Source organism: Pseudomonas sp. SWI36, assembly GCF_002948105.1.
Classification (GTDB): domain Bacteria; phylum Pseudomonadota; class Gammaproteobacteria; order Pseudomonadales; family Pseudomonadaceae; genus Aquipseudomonas; species Aquipseudomonas alloputida.
In genome coordinates this window covers 814721-840811 of the sequence record NZ_CP026675.1, presented here as the reverse complement: position 1 = coordinate 840811, position 26091 = coordinate 814721, and the positions used below count along the sequence as shown (strand labels likewise).

Genomic DNA, 26091 nt, shown 5'->3' with positions numbered 1-26091 from the left:
TGGCCCCTTTTTTCTGGTGTTTACTTCCGGCCTTCAGCCGTTTCCGCCACCTTGTCAGTGCGTGCGCACATGATGAAGTCGTTGCGGTGCAGGCCTTTGATCGAGTGGCTCCACCAGGTCACGGTGACCTTGCCCCATTCAGTCAGCAGCCCTGGGTGGTGGCCTTCGGCTTCGGCGATTTCGCCCACGGCATTGGTGAACGCCAAGGCGTGCTTGAAGTTCTTGAACAGGAACACGCGCTCCAGCTCCATGTGGCCGTCACGTACTTCGATGTTCCAGTCCGGGATTTCGCGGATCAGCTCGGCCAGCTCTTCGTCGGTGACTTTCGGCGCATCGGCGCGGCAGGCTTCGCAATGGGCTTGGTTCAAGGCATTCATGAGGTGTTTTCCGGTTCGAGTTGTTATCGGCAAGGTCGCTCAGGCAGCGACCTTGGGTGGAAACTTCGGTGCATGCAGACCCAGCTGCATGGCTTTATGGACCATGCCCATGATGTCCTCGTGGGCCAGGTCGAACAGGCGCTTCATATTCGGCAGTACGAAATACACCGGTTGCAGAATGTCGATGCGGTAGGGCGTACGCATGGCCTCGATCGGGTCGAAGGCCTGGTGCTCAGGCTCGTCAGACAGACTGTAGACGGTCTCTTTCGGCGACGAGAGGATGCCACCACCATAGATTTTGCGGCCTTGCGCGGTTTCCATCAGGCCAAACTCGATGGTCATCCAGTACAAGCGCGCCAGGTACACACGTTGTTCCTTGGTCGCGGCCAGGCCGAGCTTGCCATAGGTGTGGGTGAACTCGGCGAACCAGGGATTGGTCAGCAGCGGGCAGTGGCCGAAGATCTCGTGGAAGATATCCGGCTCTTGCAGGTAGTCCAGCTCTTCCGGGGTGCGGATGAAGGTGGCGACCGGAAAGCGCTTGCTGGCCAGCAGTTCGAAGAAGGTCTGGAAGGGGATCAGCGCCGGTACCCGGGCAACCTGCCAGCCGGTGGTGGCACCCAGCACCTTGTTGATCTCGCCCAGTTGCGGAATGCGGTCATGCGGTAATTTCAGCTGGTCGATGCCGTCCAGGTATTCCTGGCACGCACGGCCTTCGATCACTTTCAGCTGGCGGGTGATCAGGGTGTTCCACACCGCATGCTCTTGCTGCGGGTAATCGATAAAACCATGCGCATCGGGCTCGCGTGCCACGTATTGCGTCTGTTTCATGAGGCTCTCCTGGTGAGGGCTTTTCTTGTTATGTACAGGACATGCCTAAAGGAATATCCCTTAGCCAGCGGTTTTGCACGGGGGCGTGGCTCGGCCGCGAAGGGTGCCGACGTCGGTTTTCGTAACGATAATTTTACAAAACTCGGCAAGTGTCGGAAAATTCGAGGCATCTGGTTGATAGAAACGCGGTTTTTGTCAGCTTATCTTTACGACTTTTCTGCGCGGTGTGGAAAAACATCAGCGCTTCGAGAGCCCTCATGCGTATCAAAGTCCATTGCCAGAACCGCATTGGCATCCTGCGCGACATCCTCAACCTGCTGGTGGAGTACGGCATCAACGTGCTGCGCGGCGAGGTGGGCGGTGATCATGGCAACGCCATCTACCTGCACTGCCCGAACCTGATCAACCTGCAATTTCAGGCCCTGCGGCCGAAGTTCGAGGCCATTGCCGGGGTATTCGGCGTTAAGCGTGTGGGCCTGATGCCCAGCGAACGCCGGCACATGGAGCTGAATGCGTTGCTGGGAGCGCTGGACTTTCCGGTGCTGTCGATCGACATGGGCGGCAGCATCGTTGCGGCCAACCGTGCAGCCGCGCAGTTGCTTGGCGTGCGGGTTGATGAGGTGCCGGGCATGCCGCTGGCGCGCTACGTAGAAGACTTCGATCTTCCGGAGCTGGTGCGGGCCAACAAGTCGCGCATCAACGGCTTGCGCATCAAAGTCAAAGGTGATGTGTTTCTGGCCGATATCGCACCGCTGCAGTCCGAACACGATGACAGCGAGGCGCTGGCCGGCGCGGTGCTCACCCTGCACCGTGCCGACCGGATCGGCGAGCGTATCTACAACGTGCGCAAGCAAGAGCTGCGTGGCTTCGACAGCATCTTCCAGAGCTCGCGGGTGATGGCTGCCGTGGTGCGTGAAGCGCGGCGCATGGCGCCGCTGGATGCACCGTTGCTGATCGAGGGCGAAACCGGAACCGGCAAGGAGTTGCTGGCGCGTGCCTGCCATTTGGCCAGCCCGCGTGGACAGTCGCCGCTGATGGCGCTCAACTGCGCCGGGCTGCCCGAGTCGATGGCCGAGACCGAGCTGTTCGGATACGGCCCTGGGGCATTCGAAGGGGCACGGGCCGAAGGCAAGCTGGGGCTGCTGGAGTTGACTGCAGGCGGCACGTTGTTCCTTGACGGGGTAGGGGAGATGAGCCCGCGGTTGCAGGTAAAGCTGCTGCGCTTTCTGCAGGACGGCTGCTTCCGTCGGGTAGGTAGCGATGAAGAGGTCTACCTGGATGTGCGGGTAATTTGTGCAACCCAGGTGGATTTGTCCGAGTTGTGTGCCCGTGGCGAGTTTCGCCAGGACCTGTATCACCGGCTCAATGTACTGTCGCTGCACATTCCGCCTTTGCGCGAATGCATGGATGGTCTGGAGGGGTTGGTGCAGCATTTTCTCGATCAGGCCAGTCGGCAGATTGGCTGCGCCATGCCGCGCCTGGCACCGGCGGCAATGGACAAACTTGGGCAGTACCACTGGCCAGGTAATGTAAGGCAGTTGGAAAACGTCTTGTTCCAGGCGGTTTCGTTATGTGACGGCGGCGTGGTTAAAAGCGAGCATATCCGCTTGCCGGATTATGGCGTGCGGCAACCGTTGGGCGAGTTTTCGCTGGAAGGGGATCTTTCGCAGATAGTAGGGCGCTTTGAAAAGGCGGTGCTGGAAAGTTTGATGGGGGAGTTTCCCAGTAGTCGGGCCTTGGGCAAAAGACTGGGTGTTTCGCATACCACGATTGCCAACAAGTTGAGGGATTATTCGTTGGGCAAATCGACTGATTAAATGGCTGTAAGTTAATAGCCTGTTAATCAGGTGGTGAATGCTTCGCGGGTGAACCCGCTCCTACAGGTACCGCGCCGCATTCATGGTGTGCGAGGTACCCGTAGGAGCGGGTTCACCCGCGAAGGGGCCCGCAGGGCCCCCAATTCACAAGGTATCAGCCGTTAGAGCAGCCGTTCCCCATCACGCGGTATTCGAGAATGTGCGTCTGGCCCTTGGAGTCCTCGTAGGTCATGCGGGCGGGCACGACTTCGCAGACGTTGGGCACTTCGCTCATGGAAATGACGCGAGCAATGTCCAGGTGCTGCGAGTAACTGTACTGTTCAACCGGAATCTGCTCGGCATCTTTGGCTTCGCCGGCCATCGCCGCGCCGCAAAGACTGCCAAGTACCAATACCAGTAAAGCTTTCATTTTCTTTTTACCTGTCTAAGGTCGTGAGGGGGCACGCGGCGCTTATGGCGCCGCGAGTACAGCGAGTGTTAACTATCGGGATTAGAGGGAGATTAACGCTTGCCTTCGTGGGGGCTGTTACCAGTTGTTAATCGCCTTGCCGTTGCTGGCGAGGTGAATTTTATGGCGGTGGCCAATGCTGAAACAGTGGGTGTTTTGATAAAGTGTTTTGACAGAATCTGTAACAATCCTGGGCCAATCGCCCTCCTTTTTTCTCCGGCAGGCTGTAACGCCCGCGCCAGAGCGCTTTGCCGGAACGGGTGTACCAAATTACTACCAACGTCGAATGGCTTTTGTCGCTCTGGTACAGTTACAAACGGTTCCATACAAAAACAACTATTACACCGAGGTAACACAGATGAGTGCGGCTCCACTGTATCCCGTTCGTCCCGAGGTTGCGGCCACTACCCTGACCGACGAGGCCACCTACAAGGCCATGTACCAGCAATCGGTGATCAACCCGGACGGCTTCTGGCGCGAGCAGGCCCAGCGTATCGACTGGATCAAGCCGTTCACCAAGGTCAAGCAGACCTCCTTCGACGACCACCATGTCGATATCAAATGGTTCGCCGACGGCACTCTGAACGTTTCCTCCAACTGCCTGGACCGCCACCTTGAAGAGCGCGGTGACCAGTTGGCCATCATCTGGGAAGGTGACGACCCTTCCGAGCACCGCAACATCACCTACCGCGAGTTGCACGAGCAGGTCTGCAAGTTCGCCAACGCCCTGCGTGGCCAGGATGTGCACCGCGGTGACGTGGTCACCATCTATATGCCGATGATCCCCGAAGCTGTGGTCGCCATGCTGGCCTGTGCACGCATTGGTGCGATTCACTCGGTGGTGTTCGGCGGCTTCTCGCCCGAGGCGCTGGCTGGCCGTATCATCGACTGCAAGTCCAAGGTGGTGATCACTGCCGACGAAGGCGTGCGTGGTGGCCGCCGTACACCGCTCAAGGCCAACGTCGACCTGGCGCTGACCAACCCTGAAACCAGCAGCGTGCAGAAAATCATCGTGTGCAAGCGCACCGGTGGCGACATTGCCTGGCACCAGCACCGCGACATCTGGTACGAAGACCTGATGAAAGTGGCCTCCAGCCACTGTGCACCCAAAGAAATGGGCGCTGAAGAGGCGCTGTTCATCCTTTATACCTCCGGCTCCACCGGCAAGCCGAAGGGCGTGCTGCACACCACAGGCGGTTACCTGGTTTACGCCGCGCTGACCCATGAACGCGTGTTCGATTACCGTCCGGGCGAGGTGTACTGGTGCACCGCCGACGTCGGTTGGGTCACAGGCCACAGCTATATCGTCTACGGCCCGCTGGCCAACGGCGCCACCACCTTGCTGTTCGAAGGCGTGCCGAACTACCCGGACATTACCCGCGTATCGAAGATCGTCGACAAGCACAAGGTCAACATCCTCTACACAGCGCCAACTGCCATTCGCGCCATGATGGCCGAAGGGCAGGCAGCTGTTGAAGGCGCCGACGGTTCCAGCCTGCGCCTGCTGGGGTCGGTGGGTGAGCCGATCAACCCTGAGGCCTGGAACTGGTACTACAAGACCGTCGGCAAGGAGCGTTGCCCGATCGTCGACACCTGGTGGCAGACCGAGACCGGCGGCATTCTGATCAGCCCGCTGCCTGGTGCCACCGGCCTCAAGCCGGGTTCGGCAACTCGCCCGTTCTTCGGTGTGGTGCCTGCCCTGGTCGATAACCTGGGCAACCTGATCGACGGTGCTGCCGAAGGCAACCTGGTAATCCTCGATTCCTGGCCGGGTCAGTCGCGTTCGCTGTACGGCGACCATGACCGCTTCGTCGACACCTACTTCAAGACCTTCCGTGGCATGTACTTCACCGGCGACGGTGCGCGCCGCGACGAGGACGGTTACTACTGGATCACCGGCCGTGTGGATGACGTGCTCAACGTGTCCGGCCACCGCATGGGCACTGCCGAAATCGAAAGCGCCATGGTCGCGCACTCGAAGGTTGCCGAGGCTGCTGTGGTTGGCGTGCCGCATGACATCAAAGGGCAGGGCATTTATGTGTATGTCACCCTCAATGCCGGCATCGAGGCCAGCGAGCAATTGCGCCTAGAGCTGAAGAACTGGGTGCGCAAGGAGATCGGCCCGATTGCTTCGCCAGATGTGATCCAGTGGGCGCCGGGGCTGCCGAAGACCCGCTCGGGCAAGATCATGCGCCGCATCCTGCGCAAGATTGCCACCGGTGAATACGACGCCCTGGGCGATATCTCGACCTTGGCCGACCCGGGTGTGGTACAGCACCTGATCGATACCCACAAGGCGATGAACCTGGCTTCGGCCTAACCCCTTCCCGGCAATACCCCCTGCAAAAGCGGGCTTGCCCGCGAATGCGTCAGTTCAGGCTAAGCTGTCCCCTGACCTCACGCATTCGCGGGCAAGCCCGCTTTTGCATTGTTACCCGACAATCATCGGTTACTGTTCTGTCACCGGCCCCGCACAGGTTCGGGGCGCCAGGAAACAATTCCGGCCCGTTTCGGTGCATCGGGGTCAGCATTTTGTGCATCAAGGCACGCTGCACTTGCCGTCGTACAAGGCTTTGCCAATAATAGGCCCAGGAATTGCTAGGTCTATAGGTTCTATTTCTTGCGCCATTGCATATTCTGCACTGGCTGTCAACATTGCCCGCGGCGGTTTCAGGCGCTTCTATAAGTAGTTGTCGCTTTGAAGAAATATCGACTACCGGGCTGTCGTTAAAATGCCACTCACTCGCTCGTGGTATGCGGCCTTGGTCGAACCCTGCGCGGCTCGCGTTGTACTCATTCGCATATCGGGCAGCCGTTACCTGCCTTGTATTGCCCCGTACCGATGGAGTTACCTGATGAAGAAGCTCGCACTGCTTGGCGCCCTGGCGCTGTCTGTGTTTTCCCTGGTGTCGCAGGCTGATGAAAAACCGCTGAAAATCGGCATCGAAGCTGCCTACCCACCCTTCGCCTTCAAGCAACCTGACGGCAGCATTGCCGGCTTTGACTACGATATCGGCAACGCGCTGTGCGAAGAGATGAAAACCAAGTGTACCTGGGTCGAGCAGGAGTTCGACGGCCTGATCCCGGCGCTGAAAGTGCGCAAGATCGACGCCATCCTGTCGTCCATGTCGATCACCGATGACCGCAAGAAGTCGGTCGACTTCACCAAGCGCTACTACCTGACTCCGGCGCGCCTGGTCATGAAGGATGGCACCACCGTCAGCGACAGCCTGGACGAACTGAAAGGCAAGAAGATCGGCGTGCAGCGCGGCTCCATTCACGACCGCTTCGCCAAGGAAGTGCTGGGCGCCAAAGGTGCCACCGTGGTGCCTTACGGCACCCAGAACGAAATCTACCTGGACGTCGCAGCTGGCCGCCTCGACGGCACCGTGGCTGACGCCACCCTGCTGGAAGATGGCTTCCTCAAGACTGACGCCGGCAAGGGCTTCGCGTTCGTAGGCCCGGCCTTCACCGACGCCAAGTACTTCGGTGACGGTATCGGTATTGCCGTACGCAAGGGTGACAAGGCCAATGTCGACCGCATCAACGCGGCGATCGACGCCATCCGTGCCAACGGCAAGTACAAAGAAATCGAAAGTAAGTACTTCAATTTCGACATCTACGGTCCAGACTCGAAGTAAGACGTCGGGTTTCACCTGTGCAATGGTGCAAACAGCAGAGGCTCTGAGGTTTGCACCATTTTTCATTCTCTAGGTCGAGGACCTCATCATGTTGAAAGGCTACGGGGCAGTCATCCTCGACGGGGCGTGGCTGACGCTACAGCTCGCCCTGTCGTCGATGGCCCTGGCCATCGTGCTCGGCCTGATCGGTGTGGCGCTGCGTTTGTCGCCAGTGCGCTGGTTGGCCTGGCTGGGCGATCTGTATTCCACGGTGATCCGTGGTATTCCGGACCTGGTCCTGATCCTGCTGATCTTCTACGGCGGGCAAGACATCATCAACCGGGTGGCGCCGCTGCTCGGCTATGAAGACTATATCGATCTGAATCCGCTGATTGCGGGTATCGGTACCCTGGGCTTCATCTTTGGCGCCTACCTCTCGGAAACCTTCCGCGGGGCCTTCCTGGGCATTCCCAAGGGCCAGGCCGAGGCGGGCGTGGCGTATGGCATGAGCCCTCGCCAAGTGTTCTTCCGCATCCAGGTGCCGCAAATGATTCGCCTGGCCATTCCGGGCTTCACCAACAACTGGCTGGTGCTGACCAAGGCTACTGCGCTGATTTCGGTCGTCGGTCTGCAGGACATGATGTTCAAGGCCAAGCAGGCGGCTGACGCCACCCGCGAACCCTTCACCTTCTTCCTGGCAGTGGCGGCGCTGTACCTGGTGCTGACTAGTGTTTCGCTGCTGGCCCTGAAGTATCTGGAGCGCCGCTACTCGGTTGGCGTCAAGGTGGCTGAACTATGATCTTCGACTACAACGTCGTCTGGGAAGCGCTGCCGATGTACTTCGGCGGCCTGCTGACCACCCTGAAACTGCTGGCGATCTCGCTTTTCTTCGGCCTGTTGGCAGCCATTCCGCTGGGCCTGATGCGGGTATCCAGGCAGCCGGTGGTCAACCTTGCTGCATGGCTGTACACCTACGTCATCCGTGGCACGCCGATGCTGGTGCAGCTGTTCCTGATCTACTACGGCCTGGCCCAGTTCGAGGCGGTGCGCGAGAGTATCTTCTGGCCGCTGCTGTCCAGCGCCACCTTCTGCGCCTGCCTGGCGTTCGGCATCAATACCAGCGCCTACACCGCCGAAATCATTGCCGGCAGCCTCAAGGCGACGCCGCATGGCGAAATCGAGGCTGCCAAGGCCATGGGGATGTCGCGCATGAAAATGTACCGCCGCATCCTGCTGCCTTCGGCACTGCGTCGGGCACTGCCGCAGTACAGCAATGAAGTGATCATGATGCTGCAGACCACCAGCCTGGCGTCGATCGTCACCCTGATCGACATCACCGGTGCTGCGCGCACGGTCAATGCCCAGTACTACCTGCCTTTCGAGGCCTATATCACGGCGGGCGTGTTCTACCTGTGCCTGACCTTCATCCTGGTGCGCCTGTTCAAGATGGCCGAACGCCGCTGGCTCGGCTACCTGGCGCCGCGCAAGCACTGACCGCTTTGTGAGAATCGACAGCATGTACAAACTCGAAGTCCAAGACCTGCACAAGCGCTACGGCAGCCACGAAGTGCTCAAGGGCGTGTCGCTGGCGGCCAAGGCCGGCGACGTCATCAGCATCATCGGCTCCAGCGGTTCGGGCAAGTCGACCTTCCTGCGCTGCATCAACCTGCTGGAGCAGCCGCACGCCGGCAAGATCCTGCTCAACAACGAAGAGCTGAAGCTGGTCCCCGGCAAGGATGGTGCGTTGAAGGCCGCCGACCCGCGTCAATTGCAACGCATGCGCTCGCGCCTGTCGATGGTGTTCCAGCACTTCAACCTGTGGTCGCACATGACTGCGCTTGAGAACATCATCGAAGCGCCCGTGCACGTGCTGGGCGTGAACAAGAAGGAAGCCCTGGAAAAGGCCGAGCACTACCTGGCCAAGGTGGGTGTTGCCCATCGCAAGGATGCCTTCCCCGGGCATATGTCGGGGGGTGAGCAACAGCGTGTGGCAATTGCCCGGGCGCTGGCCATGGAGCCGGAGGTCATGCTGTTCGACGAGCCGACCTCGGCGCTTGACCCTGAGCTGGTGGGTGATGTGCTGAAGGTGATGCAGGCGCTGGCCCAGGAAGGTCGGACCATGGTGGTGGTGACCCACGAAATGGGCTTTGCCCGCGAGGTGTCCAACCAGTTGGTGTTCCTGCACAAAGGCCTGGTGGAAGAAACCGGCTGCCCGCGTGAAGTGCTGGCCAACCCGCAGTCGGAGCGCTTGAAGCAGTTCCTCTCCGGCAGCCTGAAGTAAAAGCTGCATTTTTGCACCAGAATAGGGCATGCTGCGCGGCGAGCGCAGCCTGACCCGGCGCACAGACTCGAACGACCTCAGGTTTCGGACCGCACCCTATGACCACCCAGCGAATCGGTTTTCTCATCTGGCCCAGCACCAGGCCTTTGACCCTGGCGTTGGCCGAGGAAGTGTTGCTGGTGGCGCAGCGTGTGCATCCGGATGTGGTCTACGAGTTGGTCTTCCTGCAGGCCGAGCCTGCGCAGGAAGGCGCCTGGCGGCTGCCGGGCGAGCCGTGGACCGGCCGCCTGGAGGGCTGCCACAAGCTCTTTCTGCTGGCCGACGAGCCGCCTGCGGCGATGGGGGCTGCCTTTTCAGCGGCGCTCAAGCAACTGGCGCGCAGTGGTTGCCTGATCGGTGGCCTGTCGGCCGGGGTGTATCCGCTGGCAATGCTGGGCCTGCTCGATGGGTACCGGGCAGCCGTGCACTGGCGCTGGCAGGATGACTTTGCCGAACGCTTCCCCAAGGTGATTGCCACCAGCCACCTGTTCGACTGGGATCGCGACCGACTGACCGCCTGCGGCGGTATGGCGGTGACCGACCTGCTGCTGGCGGTGCTGGCGCGGGATCACGGGGCGGAGTTGGCCGGGGCGGTGTCGGAAGAGCTGGTGGTAGAGCGCATCCGCGAGGGTGGCGAGCGCCAGCGTATTCCGCTGCAGAACCGCCTGGGCTCGAGTCACCCCAAGCTGACTCAGGCCGTGTTGCTGATGGAAGCCAACATCGAAGAGCCGCTGACCACCGACGAGATTGCCCAGCATGTGTGTGTGTCGCGTCGGCAGTTGGAGCGTATCTTCAAGCAGTACCTGAACCGCGTGCCCAGCCAGTACTACCTGGAGTTGCGGTTGAACAAGGCACGGCAGATGCTGATGCAGACCAGCAAGTCGATCATCCAGATCGGGCTGTCTTGTGGTTTCTCGTCGGGGCCGCATTTTTCCAGTGCCTACCGTAATTTCTTTGGTGCAACGCCGCGGGAAGACCGGAACCAGCGTCGCAGCAGCAGCCCGTTTGAACTGAGCTCGGCGCCGGCTGAAAAGGGCTGAGATTTCGGGTGGGTTCGGGGTGTATGCCTTGGGGTTGGTGTTGGAGCGCAAATCGAGCGCCGCCCACGCGGCGCTTCGCGGGTAAACCCGCTCCTACGTTTGTTTCGGGCCAGTTATGCCTGTGGCATTTGCGCGCGAACGCCTTGGCGCACACCTCGATATCCCGTCGAACAAACAAGGCGGTCGCGCGCGCCAGGCACAGGAGGGACTGACCCGAAACAAACGTAGGAGCGGGTTTACCCGCGAAGCGCCGCGCGGGCGGCGCTCGATCTCCCCGTCAACACATCAACATCGCCGTACATCCTGCCCTCTCACAATCCTATGTGAACACCCGTACATCCTGTCCCCCCCCGCAATCCTATGTGAACCCCCGTACATCCTGTCCCTCCCACAATCCTGTGTGAATACCCGTACACCCCGCCCCCTCACAATCCTATGTGAACACCCGTTCACCCAGCCCCCTCTCTCCCGTACACTGCGCGATTGCGACAGTGTTTGTCGCATTGCCGAAAGCCTTGTCAAAACTGGGTTTTGCGCTGTAACAAGTTGTCGCTTGGCCGCAAGGACAGGCGCGGATCAGTCCTTACAATCCCCCCATCGCTCGCCACTTCCAGGCCAGCGTTCCTCTTCAGGAGACTCAGATGTCCGTTGAGCAAGCCCCGGTGCAACGTGCCGATTTCGACCAGGTGATGGTCCCCAACTATTCTCCGGCGGCCTTCATTCCTGTGCGAGGCGAGGGTTCCCGTGTCTGGGACCAGTCGGGCCGCGAGCTGATCGACTTTGCAGGCGGCATCGCGGTCAATGCCCTGGGCCACTGCCACCCGGCACTGGTCAAGGCCCTGACTGAACAGGCCAACACCCTCTGGCACGTCTCCAACGTGTTCACCAACGAGCCGGCCCTGCGCCTGGCCCACAAGCTGGTGGACGCCACCTTTGCCGACCGCGCGTTCTTCTGCAACTCCGGCGCCGAGTCCAACGAGGCCGCTTTCAAGCTGGCCCGTCGTGTGGCGCATGACCGCTTCGGTCCGCAAAAGCACGAAATCATCGCCACCGTGAACAGCTTCCACGGTCGCACCCTGTTTACCGTCAGCGTGGGTGGCCAGCCGAAGTACTCCGATGGCTTTGGCCCGAAAATCACCGGTATCAGCCATGTGCCGTACAACGACCTGGAAGCGTTGAAGGCACAGATTTCCGACAAGACCTGCGCCGTGGTGATCGAGCCGATCCAGGGCGAGAGTGGCGTGGTGCCGGCCGACAAGGCCTACCTGGAAGGCGCGCGCAAGCTGTGTGACGAGCACAACGCTCTGCTGATCTTCGACGAAGTGCAGACGGGCGTGGGCCGTACCGGCTCGCTGTATGCCTACCAGCACTACGGCGTGACACCGGACATTCTGACCAGTGCCAAGAGCCTGGGCGGCGGTTTCCCGATTGGCGCCATGCTGACCACCACCGAGCTGGCCAAGCACCTGGCCGTTGGCACCCACGGCACCACCTATGGCGGCAACCCGCTGGGCTGCGCCGTTGCCTGCGCGGTGCTGGACGTGGTCAACACTCCGGAAACCCTGGCCGGTATCAAGGCTAAGCACGAGCGCTTCAAAACCCGCCTGGAACAGATCGGCCAGCAGTACAACCTGTTCAGCCAGGTGCGTGGTGTCGGCTTGCTGCTGGGCTGTGTCTTGACCGAGGCCTGGAAAGGCAAGGCCAAGGACGTGCTCAATGCTGCCGAGAAAGAAGGCGTGATGGTGCTGCAGGCCGGCCCGGACGTGGTCCGCTTCGCGCCAAGCCTGGTAGTTGAAGACGCCGACATCGACGAAGGCCTGGACCGCTTCGAACGCGCTGTGGCCACACTGACCAAAGGCTGATCCGCCAGTGGTCTTTCGCCGGCCCTGGCGCAGCCTCAGCCCGAGGCTGCGCCGGGTCGGCGATACCCGATTCCAGTGCAGGTGCCTGGGTGCCTGCCGTTTTTCCGTGCCGACGTGAATGGCCCGTATTCCAAAGGAGTGACACCATGCTGGTGATGCGCCCCGCGCAAATGGCTGATCTGAACGACGTGCAGCGCATGGCTGCAGACAGCCCCATTGGTGTCACCTCGCTGCCGGACGACACTGCTCGTCTGGGCGACAAGATTGCCGCCTCTGAGACATCCTTCGCCGCCGAGGTCAGCTTCAACGGTGAAGAGAGTTACTTTTTCGTGCTCGAAGACAGCGAAACGGGCAAGCTGGCCGGCTGCTCGGCCATCGTCGCTTCGGCCGGGTACTCCGAGCCGTTCTACAGTTTTCGTAACGAAACATTCGTGCACGCCTCACGCGAGCTGAAGATACACAACAAGATCCATGTGCTGTCGCTGTGTCACGATCTGACCGGCAACAGCCTGCTGACCAGCTTCTATGTGGCGCCGGAGCTGGTGAACAGTGGCTGGGCCGAGCTCAACTCGCGCGGCCGGCTGCTGTTCATGGCCGCGCACCCGGAGCGCTTTGCCGATTCGGTGGTCACCGAGATCGTCGGCTTCAGCGACGAGCAGGGTGAATCGCCGTTCTGGGATGCCATCGGCCGCAACTTCTTCGATCTCAACTATGCCGACGCCGAGCGCCTGTGCGGCCTGAAGAGCCGTACCTTTCTCGCCGAGCTGATGCCGCATTACCCGATCTACGTGCCGTTGTTGCCAGACCTGGCGCAGGAAGCCATGGGCCAGGTACATCCGCGGGCACAGATCACCTTCGACATACTCATGCGCGAAGGCTTCGAGACCGAGCACTACATCGACATCTTCGACGGTGGCCCGACCCTGCATGCGCGCACCTCTGGCATCCGCTCGATCGCCCAGAGCCGGGTTGTACCGGTGAAGATCGAAGAGACCCCGGTCAAAGGCGGGCGCCCGTACCTGGTGTGCAACGGCCTGTTGCAGGACTACCGCGCGGTGTTGCTGGACCTGGACTGGGTGCCTGGCAAGCCGGTCAGCCTGAGCGTGGCGGCAGCCGACGCGCTGGGCGTGGGTGAGGGCGCCAGCGTGCGCCTGGTCGCGGTTTGAGGTCTGGCAACAGACGTTTCGGGCTTGATGCGTTAGCAGAGTTTCGCGCCGGCCGATGCCGCCGCACAAGGAGATAGCATGATCGTTCGTCCTGTACGCAGCAGCGATTTGCCTGCGTTGATCGAATTGGCACGCAGCACCGGCACCACCGGGCTGACCACGCTGCCGGCCAACGAAGAGCGCCTGGGGCATCGCGTTGGTTGGGCGGAAAAAAGCTTTCGTGGCGAAGCCGAGCGTGGCGACACCGATTACCTGTTCGTGCTGGAAAACGACGAAGGTCTGGTGGTGGGCATCAGTGCCATCGCCGGCGCCGTCGGCCTGCGTGAGCCCTGGTACAACTACCGGGTCGGCCTGACTGTCAGCGCCTCGCAGGAGCTGAAGATCTATCGCGAAATCCCGACGCTGTTCCTGGCCAACGACCTGACCGGCAACTCCGAGCTGTGCTCGCTGTTCCTGCGCAGCGACTACCGCTCGGGCCTCAATGGCCGGCTGCTGTCGCGCGCGCGCATGCTGTTCATTGCCGAGTTCCCCGAGCTGTTCGGCAAGAAGATCATTGCCGAAATGCGCGGCATGTCTGACGAGCAGGGCCGTTCGCCGTTCTGGGAAAGCCTGGGTCGGCATTTCTTCAAGATGGAGTTCAGCCAGGCCGACTACCTCACCGGCGTGGGCAACAAGTCGTTCATCGCCGAGCTGATGCCCAAGTTCCCGCTGTACACCTGCTTCCTGTCCGAAGCGGCGCGCAGTGTGATCGGCCGTGTGCACAAAGACACCGAGCCGGCGCTGGCCATGCTCAAGCAGGAAGGCTTCAACTACCAGGGCTACGTCGACATCTTCGATGCCGGCCCGGCCATCGAGTGTGACACTGCCAAGATCCGCGCCGTGCGCGAGAGCCAGACCCTGGTGCTGGCGGTAGGTACGCCAGGCGATGACGCGACCCCTTTCATCATCCACAACCGCAAGCGCGACGACTGTCGCATCACTGCTGCACCTGCACGGTTGGCCGCCGGCACCCTGGTGGTCGACCCGTTGACCGCCAAACGCCTGCGCATGGGCGTTGGCGACAATGTCCGCGCGGTGCCGCTGTCGGCCAGCCGGGAGGCCCAGTAAATGACCACGCATTACATCGCAGGCAATTGGCAGGCCGGCCAGGGCGAAACCCTGCAGTCGCTCAACCCGGTGACCCAGGCCGTGATCTGGCAAGGGCAGGGCGCTGACGCGAGCCAGGTCGATGCTGCCGTGCAGGCCGCGCGGCAGGCCTTTCCGGCCTGGGCGCAATTGAGCCTGGAGGCACGTATCGATGTGCTGGAGAAGTTTGCCGCGCAGCTGAAAGTGCATGCCGAGGCCATGGCCCAGTGCATTGGCGAGGAAACCGGGAAGCCGCTGTGGGAATCTGCGACTGAAGTCACCAGCATGATCAACAAGGTGGCGATTTCGGTACAGAGCTACCGCGAGCGCACCGGCGAAAAGAGTGGGCCTCTGGCCGATGCCACGGCTGTTCTGCGGCACAAGCCTCACGGCGTCGTGGCGGTGTTCGGCCCGTACAATTTCCCCGGGCACCTGCCCAATGGCCATATCGTGCCGGCGCTGCTGGCAGGCAACTGCGTGGTGTTCAAACCCAGCGAGCTGACCCCCAAGGTCGCTGAGCTTACCGTCAACTGCTGGATTGCTGCCGGCCTGCCGGCGGGTGTGCTGAACCTGGTGCAGGGCGCACGCGAAACCGGTGTGGCGCTGGCCGCCAACCCAGGTATCGATGGCCTGTTCTTCACCGGCTCCAGCCGCACCGGCAACCTGTTGCATCAACAGTTCGCAGGCCGCCCAGACAAGATTCTGGCCCTGGAAATGGGGGGTAACAACCCGCTCGTGGTGGACGAGGTCAAGGACCTCGACGCGGCGGTGTATACCATTATCCAGTCGGCGTTCATTTCCGCCGGCCAACGCTGCACTTGCGCGCGGCGCCTGCTGGTACCGCAAGGCGCCTGGGGCGATGCACTGATCGCGCGCCTGGTCGAGGTGTGCAAAACCATCACGGTGGGGGCGTTCGATGAACAGCCGGCGCCTTTCATGGGCTCGGTGATTTCGCTGCAGGCGGCTCGGGCGCTGCTTGCCGCCCAGGCCGAACTGGCTGCCAAAGGTGGCGTGAAACTGCTGGAAATGACTCAGCCACAGGCCGATGCTGCACTGCTGACTCCGGGCATTGTCGATGTCACCGCCGTGGCTGACCGCCCGGACGAAGAGTTTTTCGGCCCGCTGTTGCAGGTGATCCGCTACGCCGACTTCGATGCTGCCATCGATGAAGCCAACAACACCCAGTATGGCCTGGCCGCTGGCTTATTGTCTGATTCGCGAGCCCGCTACCAGTACTTCTGGCTGCGCAGTCGCGCGGGCATCGTCAACTGGAACAAACAGCTGACGGGGGCTGCCAGCAGCGCGCCGTTCGGTGGAGTGGGAGCCAGTGGCAACCATCGCGCCAGTGCCTATTACGCAGCCGACTACTGCGCTTACCCCGTGGCTTCGCTGGAGACCGCCAGCCTTGCCTTGCCGGCGACCCTGACGCCGGGCGTCACCCTATAACAACAGGTCACGGAGCCTAGCCGATGAAATCCTATGAAGTGAATTTTGATGGCCTGGTGGGGCCTACCCACAACTATGGCGGCCTGTCTTACGGTAACGTGGCTTCGCAGAGCAATAGCCAGCAGGCGTCCAACCCGCGTGAGGCAGCGCGCCAGGGCCTGGCGAAGATGAAAGCGCTGGCCGACATGGGCTTCAAGCAGGGTGTTCTGGCGCCACAAGAGCGCCCGGACGTGGCGGCGCTGCGCCGCCTGGGGTTCAGTGGCAGCGATGCCGAAGTTATCCAGCGCGCCGCCCGCGAGGCCATGCCGTTGCTGGTGGCCAGTTGCTCGGCCTCGAGCATGTGGGTGGCCAACGCCGCAACAGTCAGCCCGAGTGCCGACACTGCTGACGGTCGCGTGCACTTCACCGCCGCCAACCTCAACTGCAAATATCACCGCAGCATCGAGCACCCGACCACCAGCCGCGTGCTGGGCGCCATGTTCAACGACGAGAAATACTTTGCCCACCACGCCGCGCTGCCTGCCGTGGCACAGTTCGGTGACGAGGGCGCGGCCAACCACACGCGCTTCTGCCGCGCCTATGGCGAGGCTGGCGTGGAGTTCTTTGTCTACGGCCGCAGTGCCTTCGACAGCCGTTACCCGGCGCCACAGAAGTACCCGGCCCGACAAACCCTGGAGGCTTCGCAAGCTGTGGCCCGGCTGCACGGCCTGAGCGATGACGGTGTGGTCTACGCTCAACAGAACCCGGCGGTGATCGACCAGGGTGTGTTCCACAATGATGTGATTTCGGTGGGTAACGGCGAGGTGCTGTTCTACCACGAGGACGCGTTTCTCGAGACCGACGCGGTACTTGGGCAGCTGCGAGCTAAACTGGCCAGCAAGAGTGGCAACTTCCAGGCCATCTGCGTGCCCAGGGCAGCGGTGGCGGTGGAGGACGCGGTGCGTTCCTACCTGTTCAACAGCCAGCTGCTCAGCCGCGACGATGGTTCGATGCTGTTGGTCGTGCCGGAAGAGTGCCGCAACAACGAGCGGGTCTGGGCCTATCTGGGCCAGCTGACCAGCCAGGGAGGCCCGGTGAAGGAGGTCAAGGTGTTCGACCTCAAGCAAAGCATGCAGAACGGCGGCGGCCCGGCCTGCCTGCGTTTGCGCGTGGCTTTGAAGGAAGCGGAGCTGGCGGCGGTCAACCAAGGCGTTATCATGACGGCCACGCTGTATGACACGCTGCTGCAGTGGGTCGACAGGCACTACCGCGATCGCCTTGGCGAAGCAGACCTGGCTGACCCGCAACTGCTGGTGGAATGCCGTACGGCACTGGACGAATTGACCCAGATCCTGAAGTTGGGCTCGGTGTATCCGTTCCAACGCCAACCTTGAAGAGAGACTCTGTAATGACCGACGCCTTGCGCCTGATCCTCGAAGATGAAGACGGCACCCAGCTGGAAACATCCTGCACCCGCTTTGCTGTGGTCTGGCAAGGCAAGGAAGTGTGGATTCAGCAGGATGGCCGTGGCCAGTTGCTGATCGGCGTGGATGTCGAGGAAGACGACACCGAGTATGCCAACTTGCTGCTGCGCCCGATGGCCACCAACCTGGTCAGCCTGCAGCTGGAAATGGAACCGGCAGAACTTGGCGAAGACGACGATCACGTTCATGGCCCTGACTGCGGTCACCACCACTAAGGAAGCACCTATGCTCGCCCTTGGCAAATTGCTTGAGCTGACCCTCACCGATCACGAACCGGCCGAGAAGACCCAAGTGACACCCAAGGGCGCGCGTTTGCGATGGCTGGGGGAGGGCGCGCTCGAAGTGCGCCCGGCCGAAAGCGACGATTGCGGGCTGGACTTGCTGTTGTCCGCCGGCATTCATGGCAATGAAACAGCGCCGATCGAATTGCTCGAGCGGCTGCTGCACGGCGTGGCCAACGGCAAGATCAGGCCCAGGGCACGGGTGCTGTTCCTGTTCGGCAACCCGGCGGCGATCCGCAAGGGCGAGCGCTTTATCGAACAGGACATCAACCGCTTGTTCAATGGCCGCCATGAGCTGTCCAGCGGTTTCGAAGCATTGCGTGCTGCCGAGCTGGAACAGTTCGCCCGGGTGTTCTTCAGCAAGCCAGGGCGCAACCGCCTGCATTACGACCTGCATACTGCCATCCGCGGTTCGAAGATCGAGCAATTCGCCTTGTACCCTTATAAAGAGGGACGCAAGCACTCCCGTCGCGAACTGGCGCGCCTGGCGGCGGCAGGTATGGAGGCGGTGTTGCTGCAAAGCAAGTCGTCCATCACCTTCAGCGCTTTCACCTACGAGCAACTTGAGGCTGAAGCTTTCACCCTGGAGTTGGGCAAGGCCCGTCCGTTCGGCCAGAACGAGCAGGTGAACCTCGACAAGCTCGAAGAGCGGCTGATCCGCATCATCGAGGCTACCGAGCCAGAGGACGAAAGTTCGCTGGATGGCCTGCAGCTGTTCAGTGTTTCCCGCGAAATCATCAAGCACAGCGACAGCTTCCACCTGCACCTGCCGGCGGACATCGAAAACTTCTCCGAGCTGAGCAAGGGTTACCTGCTGGCTGAAGACCTGGCCGAGATGCGCTGGGTGGTCGAGGAGGAGGGTGCGCGCATCATCTTCCCCAACCCCAAGGTCAAGAACGGCTTGCGCGCCGGCATTCTGATCGTGCCGGATTCGGGGCAGCGCCTGGGGTGAGACCGGTGTCGCCTGTTTCGCGGGTGAACCCGCTCCTACGAGATATGTGCAAGGTCTCAGTGTGGCGCCGTGCCCGTAGGAGCGGGTTTACCCGCGAAACAGGCGACACAGTTTCGGATCCTATCCTTGATGAAAACCCTTTAATTCACCGCCTGTTCCATTTTCCCCTCCCTTGAGCGGTAATTGGCTTGCCAGTGGCGAAACACAGGATTTAGCATCCGGTCATGTCGTTTTCGTTTGCATAGCCCGAAAAACCGTCCAAACGATGGCTTCTATCGTATAAACACACTGCATCGAGACTGCAGGACCGATATAATGCGGCCCTTTGCCGTCGTTTCGTCGACGCGTTTGCCCAACAGGGCCGCCGTTTCCGTGGAAGAACCTATGAAAAGCGCAGAAATCCGTGAAGCCTTCCTTCGCTTCTTCGAAGAGCAGGGACATACCCGAGTCGCCTCCAGTTCGCTGATCCCGAACAACGACCCGACCCTGCTGTTCACCAACGCAGGCATGAACCAGTTCAAGGACTGCTTCCTCGGTGCGGAGAAGCGCGCCTACACGCGTGCTGTCAGCAGCCAGAAGTGCGTGCGTGCCGGTGGCAAGCACAACGACCTGGAAAACGTCGGTTACACCGCGCGTCACCACACCTTCTTCGAAATGCTGGGCAACTTCAGCTTCGGCGACTATTTCAAGCGCGACGCCATTACCTTTGCCTGGACCTTCCTGACGTCTGAGCAGTGGCTGAACCTGCCCAAGGAAAAGCTCTGGGTTACCGTCTACGCCACCGACGACGAAGCCTACGACATCTGGACCAAGGAAGTCGGCGTGCCGGCCGAGCGCATGGTGCGCATTGGCGATAACAAGGGCGCCCCGTACGCCTCCGACAACTTCTGGACCATGGGCGATACCGGCCCGTGCGGCCCGTGCACCGAGATTTTCTACGATCACGGCCCGGATATCTGGGGTGGTCCACCCGGCTCGCCAGAAGAAGACGGTGACCGCTACATCGAGATCTGGAACAACGTCTTCATGCAGTTCAACCGCACTGCCGACGGTGTGTTGCACCCGCTGCCAGCGCCGTCGGTGGACACCGGCATGGGCCTGGAGCGTGTCAGCGCCGTGCTGCAGCACGTGCATTCGAACTACGAGATCGACCTGTTCCAGAACCTGCTGGCTGCCGCAGCCAAGGCCATCGGTTGCAGCAATGACGGCCAGGCTTCGCTGAAAGTGGTCGCCGACCACATCCGTTCGTGCGGCTTCCTGATTGCCGACGGCGTGCTGCCGTCCAACGAGGGCCGTGGCTACGTGCTGCGCCGCATCATTCGCCGCGCTTGCCGTCACGGCAACAAGCTGGGCGCCAAGGGCAGCTTCTTCTACCAGATCGTTGCCGCACTGGCCGCTGAAATGGGCGAAGCCTTCCCGGAGCTGAAGAGCCAGCAAGCGCACATCGAGCGCGTGCTCAAGGCCGAAGAAGAGCAGTTCGCCAAGACCCTGGAGCAGGGCCTGCGCATCCTCGAGCAAGACCTGGCCCAGCTGAAAGGCGACGTGGTACCGGGCGACGTGGTGTTCAAGCTGTACGACACCTATGGCTTCCCGATGGACCTGACTGCCGACATCGCCCGTGAGCGTGAGCTGACTATCGACGAAGCCGGCTTCGAGCGTGAAATGGACGCACAGCGTGAGCGCGCCCGTTCTGCCAGCGCGTTCGGCATGGATTACAACAGCGTGGTCAAGGTCGACAGCGCCACCGAGTTCCTCGGTTACGACGCCACCGAGGGCCAGGGCAAGATCATCGCCCTGTACAAGGACGGCCAATCCGTTGACCAGCTGGGTGAAGGCGAGCAGGGCGTTGTGGTGCTCGACCGCACGCCGTTCTACGCCGAGTCCGGTGGTCAGGTCGGTGACAGCGGCTTCCTGCAGGCGGGTGCTGCACGCTTCGACGTGCGTGATACCACCAAGACCGGCGGCGCCTTCCTGCACCACGGCGTGGTGGCCAGCGGTGCGCTGGTGATCGGTTCGCCAGTCGAGGCCAAGGTCGATGCCGACGTACAGCACGCCACCTCGTTGAATCACTCCGCCACCCACCTGCTGCACGAAGCATTGCGCCAGGTACTGGGCGAGCATGTACAGCAGAAGGGCTCGCTGGTCGACAGCCAGCGCCTGCGTTTCGACTTCAGCCACTTCGAAGCGGTGAAGCCGGAGCAGATCAAGCAGCTGGAAGACATCGTCAACCGCGAGATTCGCAAGAACACCCCGGTTGAAACCGAACTGACCGACATCGAAACTGCCAAGGCCAAAGGCGCAATGGCGCTGTTCGGCGAGAAATACGGCGACACCGTGCGTGTGCTGAGCATGGGCGGTGATTTTTCGGTGGAGTTGTGCGGCGGTATCCACGCCAAGCGCACCGGTGACATCAGCCTGTTCAAGATCATCAGCGAAGGCGGCGTAGCCTCTGGCGTGCGCCGTATCGAAGCCGTAACCGGTGCCGCTGCGCTGGCCTACCTGAACGCTGCCGAAGAGCAGGTCAAGGAAGCCGCGCAACTGGTCAAGGGTAACCGCGACAACCTGATCGACAAGCTGTCGGCTGTGCTTGAGCGCAACCGCCAGCTGGAGAAGCAGCTGGAACAGCTGCAGGCCAAGGCCGCCAGCGCCGCCGGGGACGATCTCTCCAACGCGGCTGTTGAGGTCAAGGGTGCCAAGGTCCTCGCCGCCCGCCTGGATGGGCAGGATGGCAAGGCCCTGCTGGCCCTGGTCGATCAGCTGAAGAACAAGCTCGGCCACGCAGTGATCCTGCTGGGCAGCGAGCATGAGGGCAAGGTTGTGCTGGTGGCCGGCGTGACCAAGGACCTCTCCAGCCAACTCAAGGCTGGCGATCTGATGAAACAAGCCGCTGCGGCGGTGGGTGGCAAGGGCGGCGGCCGTCCGGACATGGCCCAGGGTGGTGGCGTCGACGTCGCTGCGCTGGACCAGGCCCTGGCGCTGGCCGTGCCATTCGCAGAGCAGGGACTTTGAGATGAAGGGGTGGATGGTCCAGTGGTCACGCAGGCCACTCCCGTCCACCCCTTCATGTTGGATTGTTTTTTGGGGCCCTGTATGGGCTGAGGCACCATTGAAATGGCGTTGATCGTACAGAAATTTGGCGGCACCTCTGTCGGTTCCATCGAGCGGATCGAGCAGGTAGCCGAAAAGGTCAAGAAACACCGTGAAGCGGGCGACGACCTGGTGGTTGTGCTGTCGGCCATGAGCGGTGAAACCAATCGCCTGATCGACCTGGCCAAGCAGATCACCGATCAGCCGGTTCCTCGTGAACTGGACGTGATCGTGTCGACGGGTGAGCAGGTCACCATTGCCCTGCTGACCATGGCCTTGATCAAGCGTGGTGTGCCAGCGGTGTCCTACACCGGCAACCAGGTGCGTATTCTCACCGACAGCTCGCACAACAAGGCGCGCATTCTGCAAATCGACGACCAGAAGATTCGTGCCGACCTCAAGGAAGGCCGCGTGGTCGTGGTTGCAGGCTTCCAGGGCGTCGACGAGCACGGCAGCATCACTACCCTGGGTCGTGGTGGCTCTGATACCACCGGCGTGGCCCTGGCGGCGGCGCTGAAGGCTGATGAGTGCCAGATCTACACTGATGTTGATGGCGTCTACACCACCGACCCGCGCGTCGTGCCACAGGCTCGTCGCCTGGAGAAGATCACCTTCGAAGAGATGCTGGAAATGGCCAGCCTTGGTTCCAAGGTGCTGCAGATCCGTTCGGTGGAGTTCGCCGGCAAGTACAACGTTCCGCTGCGCGTGCTGCACAGCTTCAAGGAGGGTCCGGGTACCCTCATTACCATTGATGAAGAGGAATCCATGGAACAGCCGATCATTTCCGGTATCGCCTTCAACCGTGATGAAGCAAAGCTGACCATTCGCGGCGTGCCGGATACCCCGGGCGTGGCCTTCAAGATCCTCGGCCCGATCAGCGCTTCGAACATCGAAGTCGACATGATCGTGCAGAACGTTGCTCACGATAACACCACCGACTTCACCTTCACCGTGCACCGCAACGAGTACGAGAAGGCGCAGAGCGTGCTGGAAAACACTGCGCGCGAAATCGGCGCCCGTGAAGTGATCGGCGACACCAAGATCGCCAAGGTCTCGATCGTTGGCGTCGGCATGCGTTCGCACGCCGGTGTTGCCAGCTGCATGTTCGAAGCCCTGGCCAAGGAGAGCATCAACATCCAGATGATCTCCACTTCCGAGATCAAGGTTTCGGTGGTGCTCGAAGAGAAGTACCTGGAGCTGGCCGTACGCGCGCTGCATACCGCGTTCGATCTGGATGCTCCTGCCCGACAGGGCGAGTAAGGCGCTGCCTGGAAGGGCGCGGCTTGCCGCGCCCTTCGCGTTTCTGCTCGCCGCGCAGGTCCTGTCCTGCCTTGTGCGGCGAGTAACCGGGGCCATGGTCGTCGTCCGCGACCCGGGCCCGATATCCAAGACTGTTACCCCTGAATGTTTTGCGTAAGGAGAAAGCTATGTTGATTCTGACTCGTCGGTGCGCCGAGAGCCTGATCATTGGAGACGGCGAGATCACCGTGACGGTGCTTGGCGTCAAAGGCAACCAGGTGCGTATTGGCGTGAGCGCCCCGAAAGAAGTGGCAGTTCACCGCGAGGAAATCTACCTGCGGATCAAGAAGGAGAAGGATGAAGAGCCAAGCCTTTAATTTTTTTGAAGTTTTTTTCAAAAAAAGGGTTGCAAAGGTGAAAGAGGTTCTTTAATATTCGCCTCGTGTTGCGGTGAGGTGGCCGAGTGGCCGAAGGCGCTCCCCTGCTAAGGGAGTATACCTCATAAGGGTATCGGGGGTTCGAATCCCCCCTTCACCGCCATTATTTGCGTAGGGCGCTGTAAACGGTAGGAACGCTAAGTAGTTGTTTTATAACGAAAAGCTTCTTGCAATAATGTTTCAGCGACCTATAATGCGCGGCAAGACACGGACTCATAGCTCAGCTGGATAGAGTACTCGGCTACGAACCGAGCGGTCGCAGGTTCGAATCCTGCTGAGTCCGCCACTTTTGAAGTGGCTTTGTTTGCAAGGCTGCTTCAATCAACCAGCGGTATCTGGTCTAAAACTGCCAATCGCGGACTCATAGCTCAGCTGGATAGAGTACTCGGCTACGAACCGAGCGGTCGCAGGTTCGAATCCTGCTGAGTCCGCCACTTTCTTGAAGTGGTTCTGCTTGCAAAGCCATTTCAGTCAACCAGCGGTAATCTGGTTTAAAACTGCCAATCGCGGACTCATAGCTCAGCTGGATAGAGTACTCGGCTACGAACCGAGCGGTCGCAGGTTCGAATCCTGCTGAGTCCGCCACTTTTTGAAGTGGTTCTGCTTGCAAAGCCATTTCAGTCAACCAGTGGTAATCTGGTCTAAAACTACCACCACGGACTCATAGCTCAGCTGGATAGAGTACTCGGCTACGAACCGAGCGGTCGCAGGTTCGAATCCTGCTGAGTCCGCCATACCCCATCAAGAAGCCCGCTCGATTGAGCGGGCTTTTTGTTTGTGCGCCAATGAATTCTTGAGTCTGCCGATCTACGCTCTTCTGTAATGATTGCGGTGTAGTTTGGAGCCGCTGAGCGGCCTCAAAATCAAATGTGCTTTCCCATCCACAACAACCGTCGCACTGATAGCTTCGAGCGTTGTCCCAGCTTTATCACGCAAACGATTGTTCTGGCCAAAAATTTAAGCGATCTAACAGCTTTAGCAGTGTATGATTGCGCCCGTCAGCCCCGCCGGGGCTTGTGGAAAACCACCATGGACTTACCCAGTAGTTACTCGCTAACACGATTCATACAGAAAGATCTGACCGATTGATTCCCTCGGCGTGCTCCGCTGCTGGGAGTGGAGTTCGCCTATGACCGAAGTAGAAGTTAAAAAAGCGCAAGAAAGCCTGCAGGATCGCCTGGCCCAGGTGGTCGAACTGCTGCAGCGCCAGCGCATGGTCGAAGACCTGACCCATCGCCAGGAAGGCGCGCACAACGACCTGGTGGAAAACCTGGTCCACCGCCAGAACCTCGTCGAGCTGCAGCGCAAGCTCGATGACCTGCACCCCGCCGACATCGCCTACATCCTCGAAGCCTTGCCCCTGGAAGATCGCCTGACGGTCTGGCAGCTGGTGCGCTCGGAGCGCGATGGCGACATCCTGCTGGAAGTTTCCGATTCGGTTCGCCAATCGCTGATCGCCGACATGGACGATCACGAGCTGCTGGCTGCCGCCAAGGAGATGGACGCCGACGAACTGGCCGACCTCGCCCCAGAGCTGCCGCGTGACGTTGTTCACGAGCTGATGGAAACCCTCGATGCCCAGCAACGCGAGCGGGTGCGTTCGGCGCTGAGCTACGACGAGGAGCAGGTTGGTGCGCTGATGGACTTCGAGATGGTCACCATCCGCGAAGACGTCAGCCTGGAAGTGGTGCTGCGCTACCTGCGCCGCCTGAAAGAACTGCCGAACCACACCGACAAATTGTTCGTGGTCGATTACGACGGCATCCTCAAGGGGGTATTGCCGATCAAGCGCCTGCTGGTCAACGACCCGGAGAAGAAGGTGGCGGAGGTCATGGCGACCGACCCTGTCTCCTTCCAGCCCGAGGAAGATGCCTACGATGCAGCGCAGGCTTTCGAGCGTTATGACCTGGTATCCGCCCCGGTGGTGGACAAGAGCGAACGCCTGATCGGCCGTCTGACCATCGACGAAATGGTTGACCTGATCCGTGAGGAAAGCGAGAGCGAAGTCCTCAACATGGCGGGTCTGCGTGAAGAGGAAGATATTTTCGCCTCGGTCTGGCGTTCGTTCCGCAACCGTTGGGCGTGGCTGGCAATCAACCTCATTACCGCGTTCGTTGCTTCGCGAGTGATCGGGTTGTTCGAAGGTTCGATTGAAAAGCTGGTGGCGTTGGCTGCGTTGATGCCGATCGTTGCGGGTATTGGTGGTAACTCTGGTAACCAGACCATCACCATGATCGTCCGCGCCATGGCCCTGGACCAAGTGTCGCCAGGCAATACCAGCCGCTTGATGCGCAAGGAGTTGGCGGTGTCGCTGATCAACGGCCTGGTTTGGGGCGGCGTGATTGGTGCGGTGGCTTTCTGGCTGTATGGCAGCTGGTCGCTGGGGGTGGTGATGACCGCGGCGATGACCTTGAACTTGTTATTGGCGGCGCTGATGGGCGTGCTGATCCCGATGACCTTGGCCCGCTTGGGGCGCGACCCTGCGATGGGGGCGAGTGTGATGATCACTGCGGTGACCGACAGCGGTGGTTTCTTCATCTTCCTTGGGCTGGCCACGCTGTTCCTGTTGTAAGCCAGTCCTCC

General features: G+C 60.8%; 21 protein-coding genes and 5 tRNA genes. 23 read left to right on the top strand and 3 right to left on the bottom strand.

The annotated features are described in order from the left end of the window. Positions 1-20 precede the first annotated feature (20 nt). Together C4Q27_RS04180 and phhA are read right to left on the bottom strand one after the other, a co-directional pair. Positions 21-377, bottom strand: a complete 357-nt coding sequence (locus C4Q27_RS04180) for a 4a-hydroxytetrahydrobiopterin dehydratase (protein ID WP_003254532.1) — start codon at positions 375-377, stop codon at positions 21-23. 39 nt (positions 378-416) lie between these two features. Further along, positions 417-1205, bottom strand: a complete 789-nt coding sequence (phhA, locus tag C4Q27_RS04175; protein ID WP_003254528.1) for a phenylalanine 4-monooxygenase — start codon at positions 1203-1205, stop codon at positions 417-419. A 257-nt stretch (positions 1206-1462) separates the two neighbouring features. Here phhA and C4Q27_RS04165 point away from each other — a divergent pair, with 257 nt between their 5' ends. Next, positions 1463-3022 (top strand): sigma-54-dependent phenylalanine hydroxylase transcriptional regulator PhhR, encoded by a 1560-nt coding sequence (locus tag C4Q27_RS04165; protein WP_014590097.1) that lies wholly within the window; start codon positions 1463-1465, stop codon positions 3020-3022. Positions 3023-3176: 154 nt separating this feature from the next. Here the strand turns inward: C4Q27_RS04165 and C4Q27_RS04160 are convergent, their stop codons facing one another. Next, positions 3177-3431: a DUF2790 domain-containing protein gene (locus C4Q27_RS04160; protein WP_014590098.1), complete on the bottom strand. Its 255-nt coding sequence runs from the start codon at positions 3429-3431 to the stop codon at positions 3177-3179. A gap of 397 nt (positions 3432-3828) precedes the next feature. Between C4Q27_RS04160 and acs the strand changes: the two genes are divergently transcribed. From acs to mgtE, 22 genes are all read left to right on the top strand, one after another. Beyond that, the gene (gene acs / locus C4Q27_RS04155) at positions 3829-5790 is read left to right on the top strand and encodes an acetate--CoA ligase (protein WP_003254525.1); all 1962 of its coding nucleotides are present in this window, start codon (positions 3829-3831) and stop codon (positions 5788-5790) included. Between the two features lie 535 nt (positions 5791-6325). After that, a complete protein-coding gene (locus tag C4Q27_RS04150; protein ID WP_012051577.1) occupies positions 6326-7111 on the top strand; it encodes an ABC transporter substrate-binding protein in 786 nt (261 codons plus the stop codon). Between the two features lie 88 nt (positions 7112-7199). Further along, positions 7200-7889 carry an ABC transporter permease gene (locus C4Q27_RS04145; protein ID WP_003254523.1) on the top strand — a complete coding sequence of 230 codons (690 nt, stop codon included), beginning with the start codon at positions 7200-7202 and terminating at the stop codon, positions 7887-7889. Further along, entirely contained in the window at positions 7886-8584 is a 699-nt protein-coding gene (locus C4Q27_RS04140; RefSeq protein ID WP_003254520.1) for an ABC transporter permease, read from the top strand. The genes C4Q27_RS04145 and C4Q27_RS04140 overlap by 4 nt, the downstream gene beginning before the upstream one ends. Positions 8585-8606: 22 nt before the next feature. Further along, entirely contained in the window at positions 8607-9371 is a 765-nt protein-coding gene (aotP, locus tag C4Q27_RS04135) for an arginine/ornithine transport ATP-binding protein AotP (protein WP_014590100.1), read from the top strand. Positions 9372-9469: 98 nt separating this feature from the next. Then, positions 9470-10450 (top strand): transcriptional regulator ArgR, encoded by a 981-nt coding sequence (argR, locus tag C4Q27_RS04130; RefSeq protein WP_004576734.1) that lies wholly within the window; start codon positions 9470-9472, stop codon positions 10448-10450. Between the two features lie 641 nt (positions 10451-11091). Then, a complete protein-coding gene (locus C4Q27_RS04120; RefSeq protein WP_064493124.1) occupies positions 11092-12312 on the top strand; it encodes an aspartate aminotransferase family protein in 1221 nt (406 codons plus the stop codon). 146 nt (positions 12313-12458) lie between these two features. Further along, positions 12459-13478 (top strand): arginine/ornithine succinyltransferase subunit alpha, encoded by a 1020-nt coding sequence (aruF, locus tag C4Q27_RS04115; protein WP_064493123.1) that lies wholly within the window; start codon positions 12459-12461, stop codon positions 13476-13478. 78 nt (positions 13479-13556) lie between these two features. Next, positions 13557-14585: an arginine N-succinyltransferase gene (gene astA / locus C4Q27_RS04110; protein ID WP_003254513.1), complete on the top strand. Its 1029-nt coding sequence runs from the start codon at positions 13557-13559 to the stop codon at positions 14583-14585. Continuing rightward, positions 14586-16049, top strand: a complete 1464-nt coding sequence (gene astD / locus C4Q27_RS04105; RefSeq protein ID WP_020191888.1) for a succinylglutamate-semialdehyde dehydrogenase — start codon at positions 14586-14588, stop codon at positions 16047-16049. Between the two features lie 23 nt (positions 16050-16072). After that, positions 16073-17422 (top strand): N-succinylarginine dihydrolase, encoded by a 1350-nt coding sequence (gene astB, locus C4Q27_RS04100; RefSeq protein WP_104886530.1) that lies wholly within the window; start codon positions 16073-16075, stop codon positions 17420-17422. 14 nt (positions 17423-17436) lie between these two features. Further along, on the top strand, positions 17437-17727 hold the full coding sequence (locus tag C4Q27_RS04095) for a topoisomerase II (protein WP_003254508.1): 291 nt from the start codon (positions 17437-17439) through the stop codon (positions 17725-17727). Positions 17728-17737: 10 nt separating this feature from the next. Next, the gene (astE, locus tag C4Q27_RS04090; protein WP_010955173.1) at positions 17738-18745 is read left to right on the top strand and encodes a succinylglutamate desuccinylase; all 1008 of its coding nucleotides are present in this window, start codon (positions 17738-17740) and stop codon (positions 18743-18745) included. A gap of 384 nt (positions 18746-19129) precedes the next feature. Further along, positions 19130-21754, top strand: a complete 2625-nt coding sequence (gene alaS / locus C4Q27_RS04085) for an alanine--tRNA ligase (RefSeq protein ID WP_064493121.1) — start codon at positions 19130-19132, stop codon at positions 21752-21754. Between the two features lie 102 nt (positions 21755-21856). Beyond that, entirely contained in the window at positions 21857-23092 is a 1236-nt protein-coding gene (locus C4Q27_RS04080; protein WP_003254504.1) for an aspartate kinase, read from the top strand. Positions 23093-23259: 167 nt separating this feature from the next. After that, positions 23260-23448 carry a carbon storage regulator CsrA gene (gene csrA / locus C4Q27_RS04075; RefSeq protein ID WP_003254503.1) on the top strand — a complete coding sequence of 63 codons (189 nt, stop codon included), beginning with the start codon at positions 23260-23262 and terminating at the stop codon, positions 23446-23448. 72 nt (positions 23449-23520) lie between these two features. Beyond that, a tRNA-Ser gene (locus C4Q27_RS04070) sits at positions 23521-23611 on the top strand. Between the two features lie 106 nt (positions 23612-23717). Further along, positions 23718-23794 (top strand) — tRNA-Arg (locus C4Q27_RS04065). Between the two features lie 71 nt (positions 23795-23865). Further along, positions 23866-23942: transfer RNA gene (locus C4Q27_RS04060), tRNA-Arg, on the top strand. A gap of 74 nt (positions 23943-24016) precedes the next feature. Continuing rightward, a tRNA-Arg gene (locus tag C4Q27_RS04055) sits at positions 24017-24093 on the top strand. A gap of 72 nt (positions 24094-24165) precedes the next feature. Next, positions 24166-24242, top strand: a tRNA-Arg gene (locus C4Q27_RS04050). 395 nt (positions 24243-24637) lie between these two features. Next, positions 24638-26080, top strand: a complete 1443-nt coding sequence (gene mgtE, locus C4Q27_RS04045; protein WP_003254500.1) for a magnesium transporter — start codon at positions 24638-24640, stop codon at positions 26078-26080. Positions 26081-26091: the final 11 nt, after the last annotated feature.

Coding starts and splice junctions, on each gene's coding strand:
- astE (WP_010955173.1), top strand. CDS start 17,738: ATGCTCGCCCTTGGCAAATTGCTTGAGCTGACCCTCACCGATCACGAA.
- C4Q27_RS04165 (WP_014590097.1), top strand. CDS start 1,463: ATGCGTATCAAAGTCCATTGCCAGAACCGCATTGGCATCCTGCGCGAC.
- astB (WP_104886530.1), top strand. CDS start 16,073: ATGAAATCCTATGAAGTGAATTTTGATGGCCTGGTGGGGCCTACCCAC.
- acs (WP_003254525.1), top strand. CDS start 3,829: ATGAGTGCGGCTCCACTGTATCCCGTTCGTCCCGAGGTTGCGGCCACT.
- mgtE (WP_003254500.1), top strand. CDS start 24,638: ATGACCGAAGTAGAAGTTAAAAAAGCGCAAGAAAGCCTGCAGGATCGC.
- alaS (WP_064493121.1), top strand. CDS start 19,130: ATGAAAAGCGCAGAAATCCGTGAAGCCTTCCTTCGCTTCTTCGAAGAG.
- C4Q27_RS04180 (WP_003254532.1), bottom strand. CDS start 377: ATGAATGCCTTGAACCAAGCCCATTGCGAAGCCTGCCGCGCCGATGCG.
- C4Q27_RS04095 (WP_003254508.1), top strand. CDS start 17,437: ATGACCGACGCCTTGCGCCTGATCCTCGAAGATGAAGACGGCACCCAG.
- phhA (WP_003254528.1), bottom strand. CDS start 1,205: ATGAAACAGACGCAATACGTGGCACGCGAGCCCGATGCGCATGGTTTT.
- C4Q27_RS04150 (WP_012051577.1), top strand. CDS start 6,326: ATGAAGAAGCTCGCACTGCTTGGCGCCCTGGCGCTGTCTGTGTTTTCC.
- C4Q27_RS04120 (WP_064493124.1), top strand. CDS start 11,092: ATGTCCGTTGAGCAAGCCCCGGTGCAACGTGCCGATTTCGACCAGGTG.
- C4Q27_RS04140 (WP_003254520.1), top strand. CDS start 7,886: ATGATCTTCGACTACAACGTCGTCTGGGAAGCGCTGCCGATGTACTTC.
- aotP (WP_014590100.1), top strand. CDS start 8,607: ATGTACAAACTCGAAGTCCAAGACCTGCACAAGCGCTACGGCAGCCAC.
- astD (WP_020191888.1), top strand. CDS start 14,586: ATGACCACGCATTACATCGCAGGCAATTGGCAGGCCGGCCAGGGCGAA.
- aruF (WP_064493123.1), top strand. CDS start 12,459: ATGCTGGTGATGCGCCCCGCGCAAATGGCTGATCTGAACGACGTGCAG.
- csrA (WP_003254503.1), top strand. CDS start 23,260: ATGTTGATTCTGACTCGTCGGTGCGCCGAGAGCCTGATCATTGGAGAC.
- argR (WP_004576734.1), top strand. CDS start 9,470: ATGACCACCCAGCGAATCGGTTTTCTCATCTGGCCCAGCACCAGGCCT.
- C4Q27_RS04145 (WP_003254523.1), top strand. CDS start 7,200: ATGTTGAAAGGCTACGGGGCAGTCATCCTCGACGGGGCGTGGCTGACG.
- C4Q27_RS04080 (WP_003254504.1), top strand. CDS start 21,857: ATGGCGTTGATCGTACAGAAATTTGGCGGCACCTCTGTCGGTTCCATC.
- astA (WP_003254513.1), top strand. CDS start 13,557: ATGATCGTTCGTCCTGTACGCAGCAGCGATTTGCCTGCGTTGATCGAA.
- C4Q27_RS04160 (WP_014590098.1), bottom strand. CDS start 3,431: ATGAAAGCTTTACTGGTATTGGTACTTGGCAGTCTTTGCGGCGCGGCG.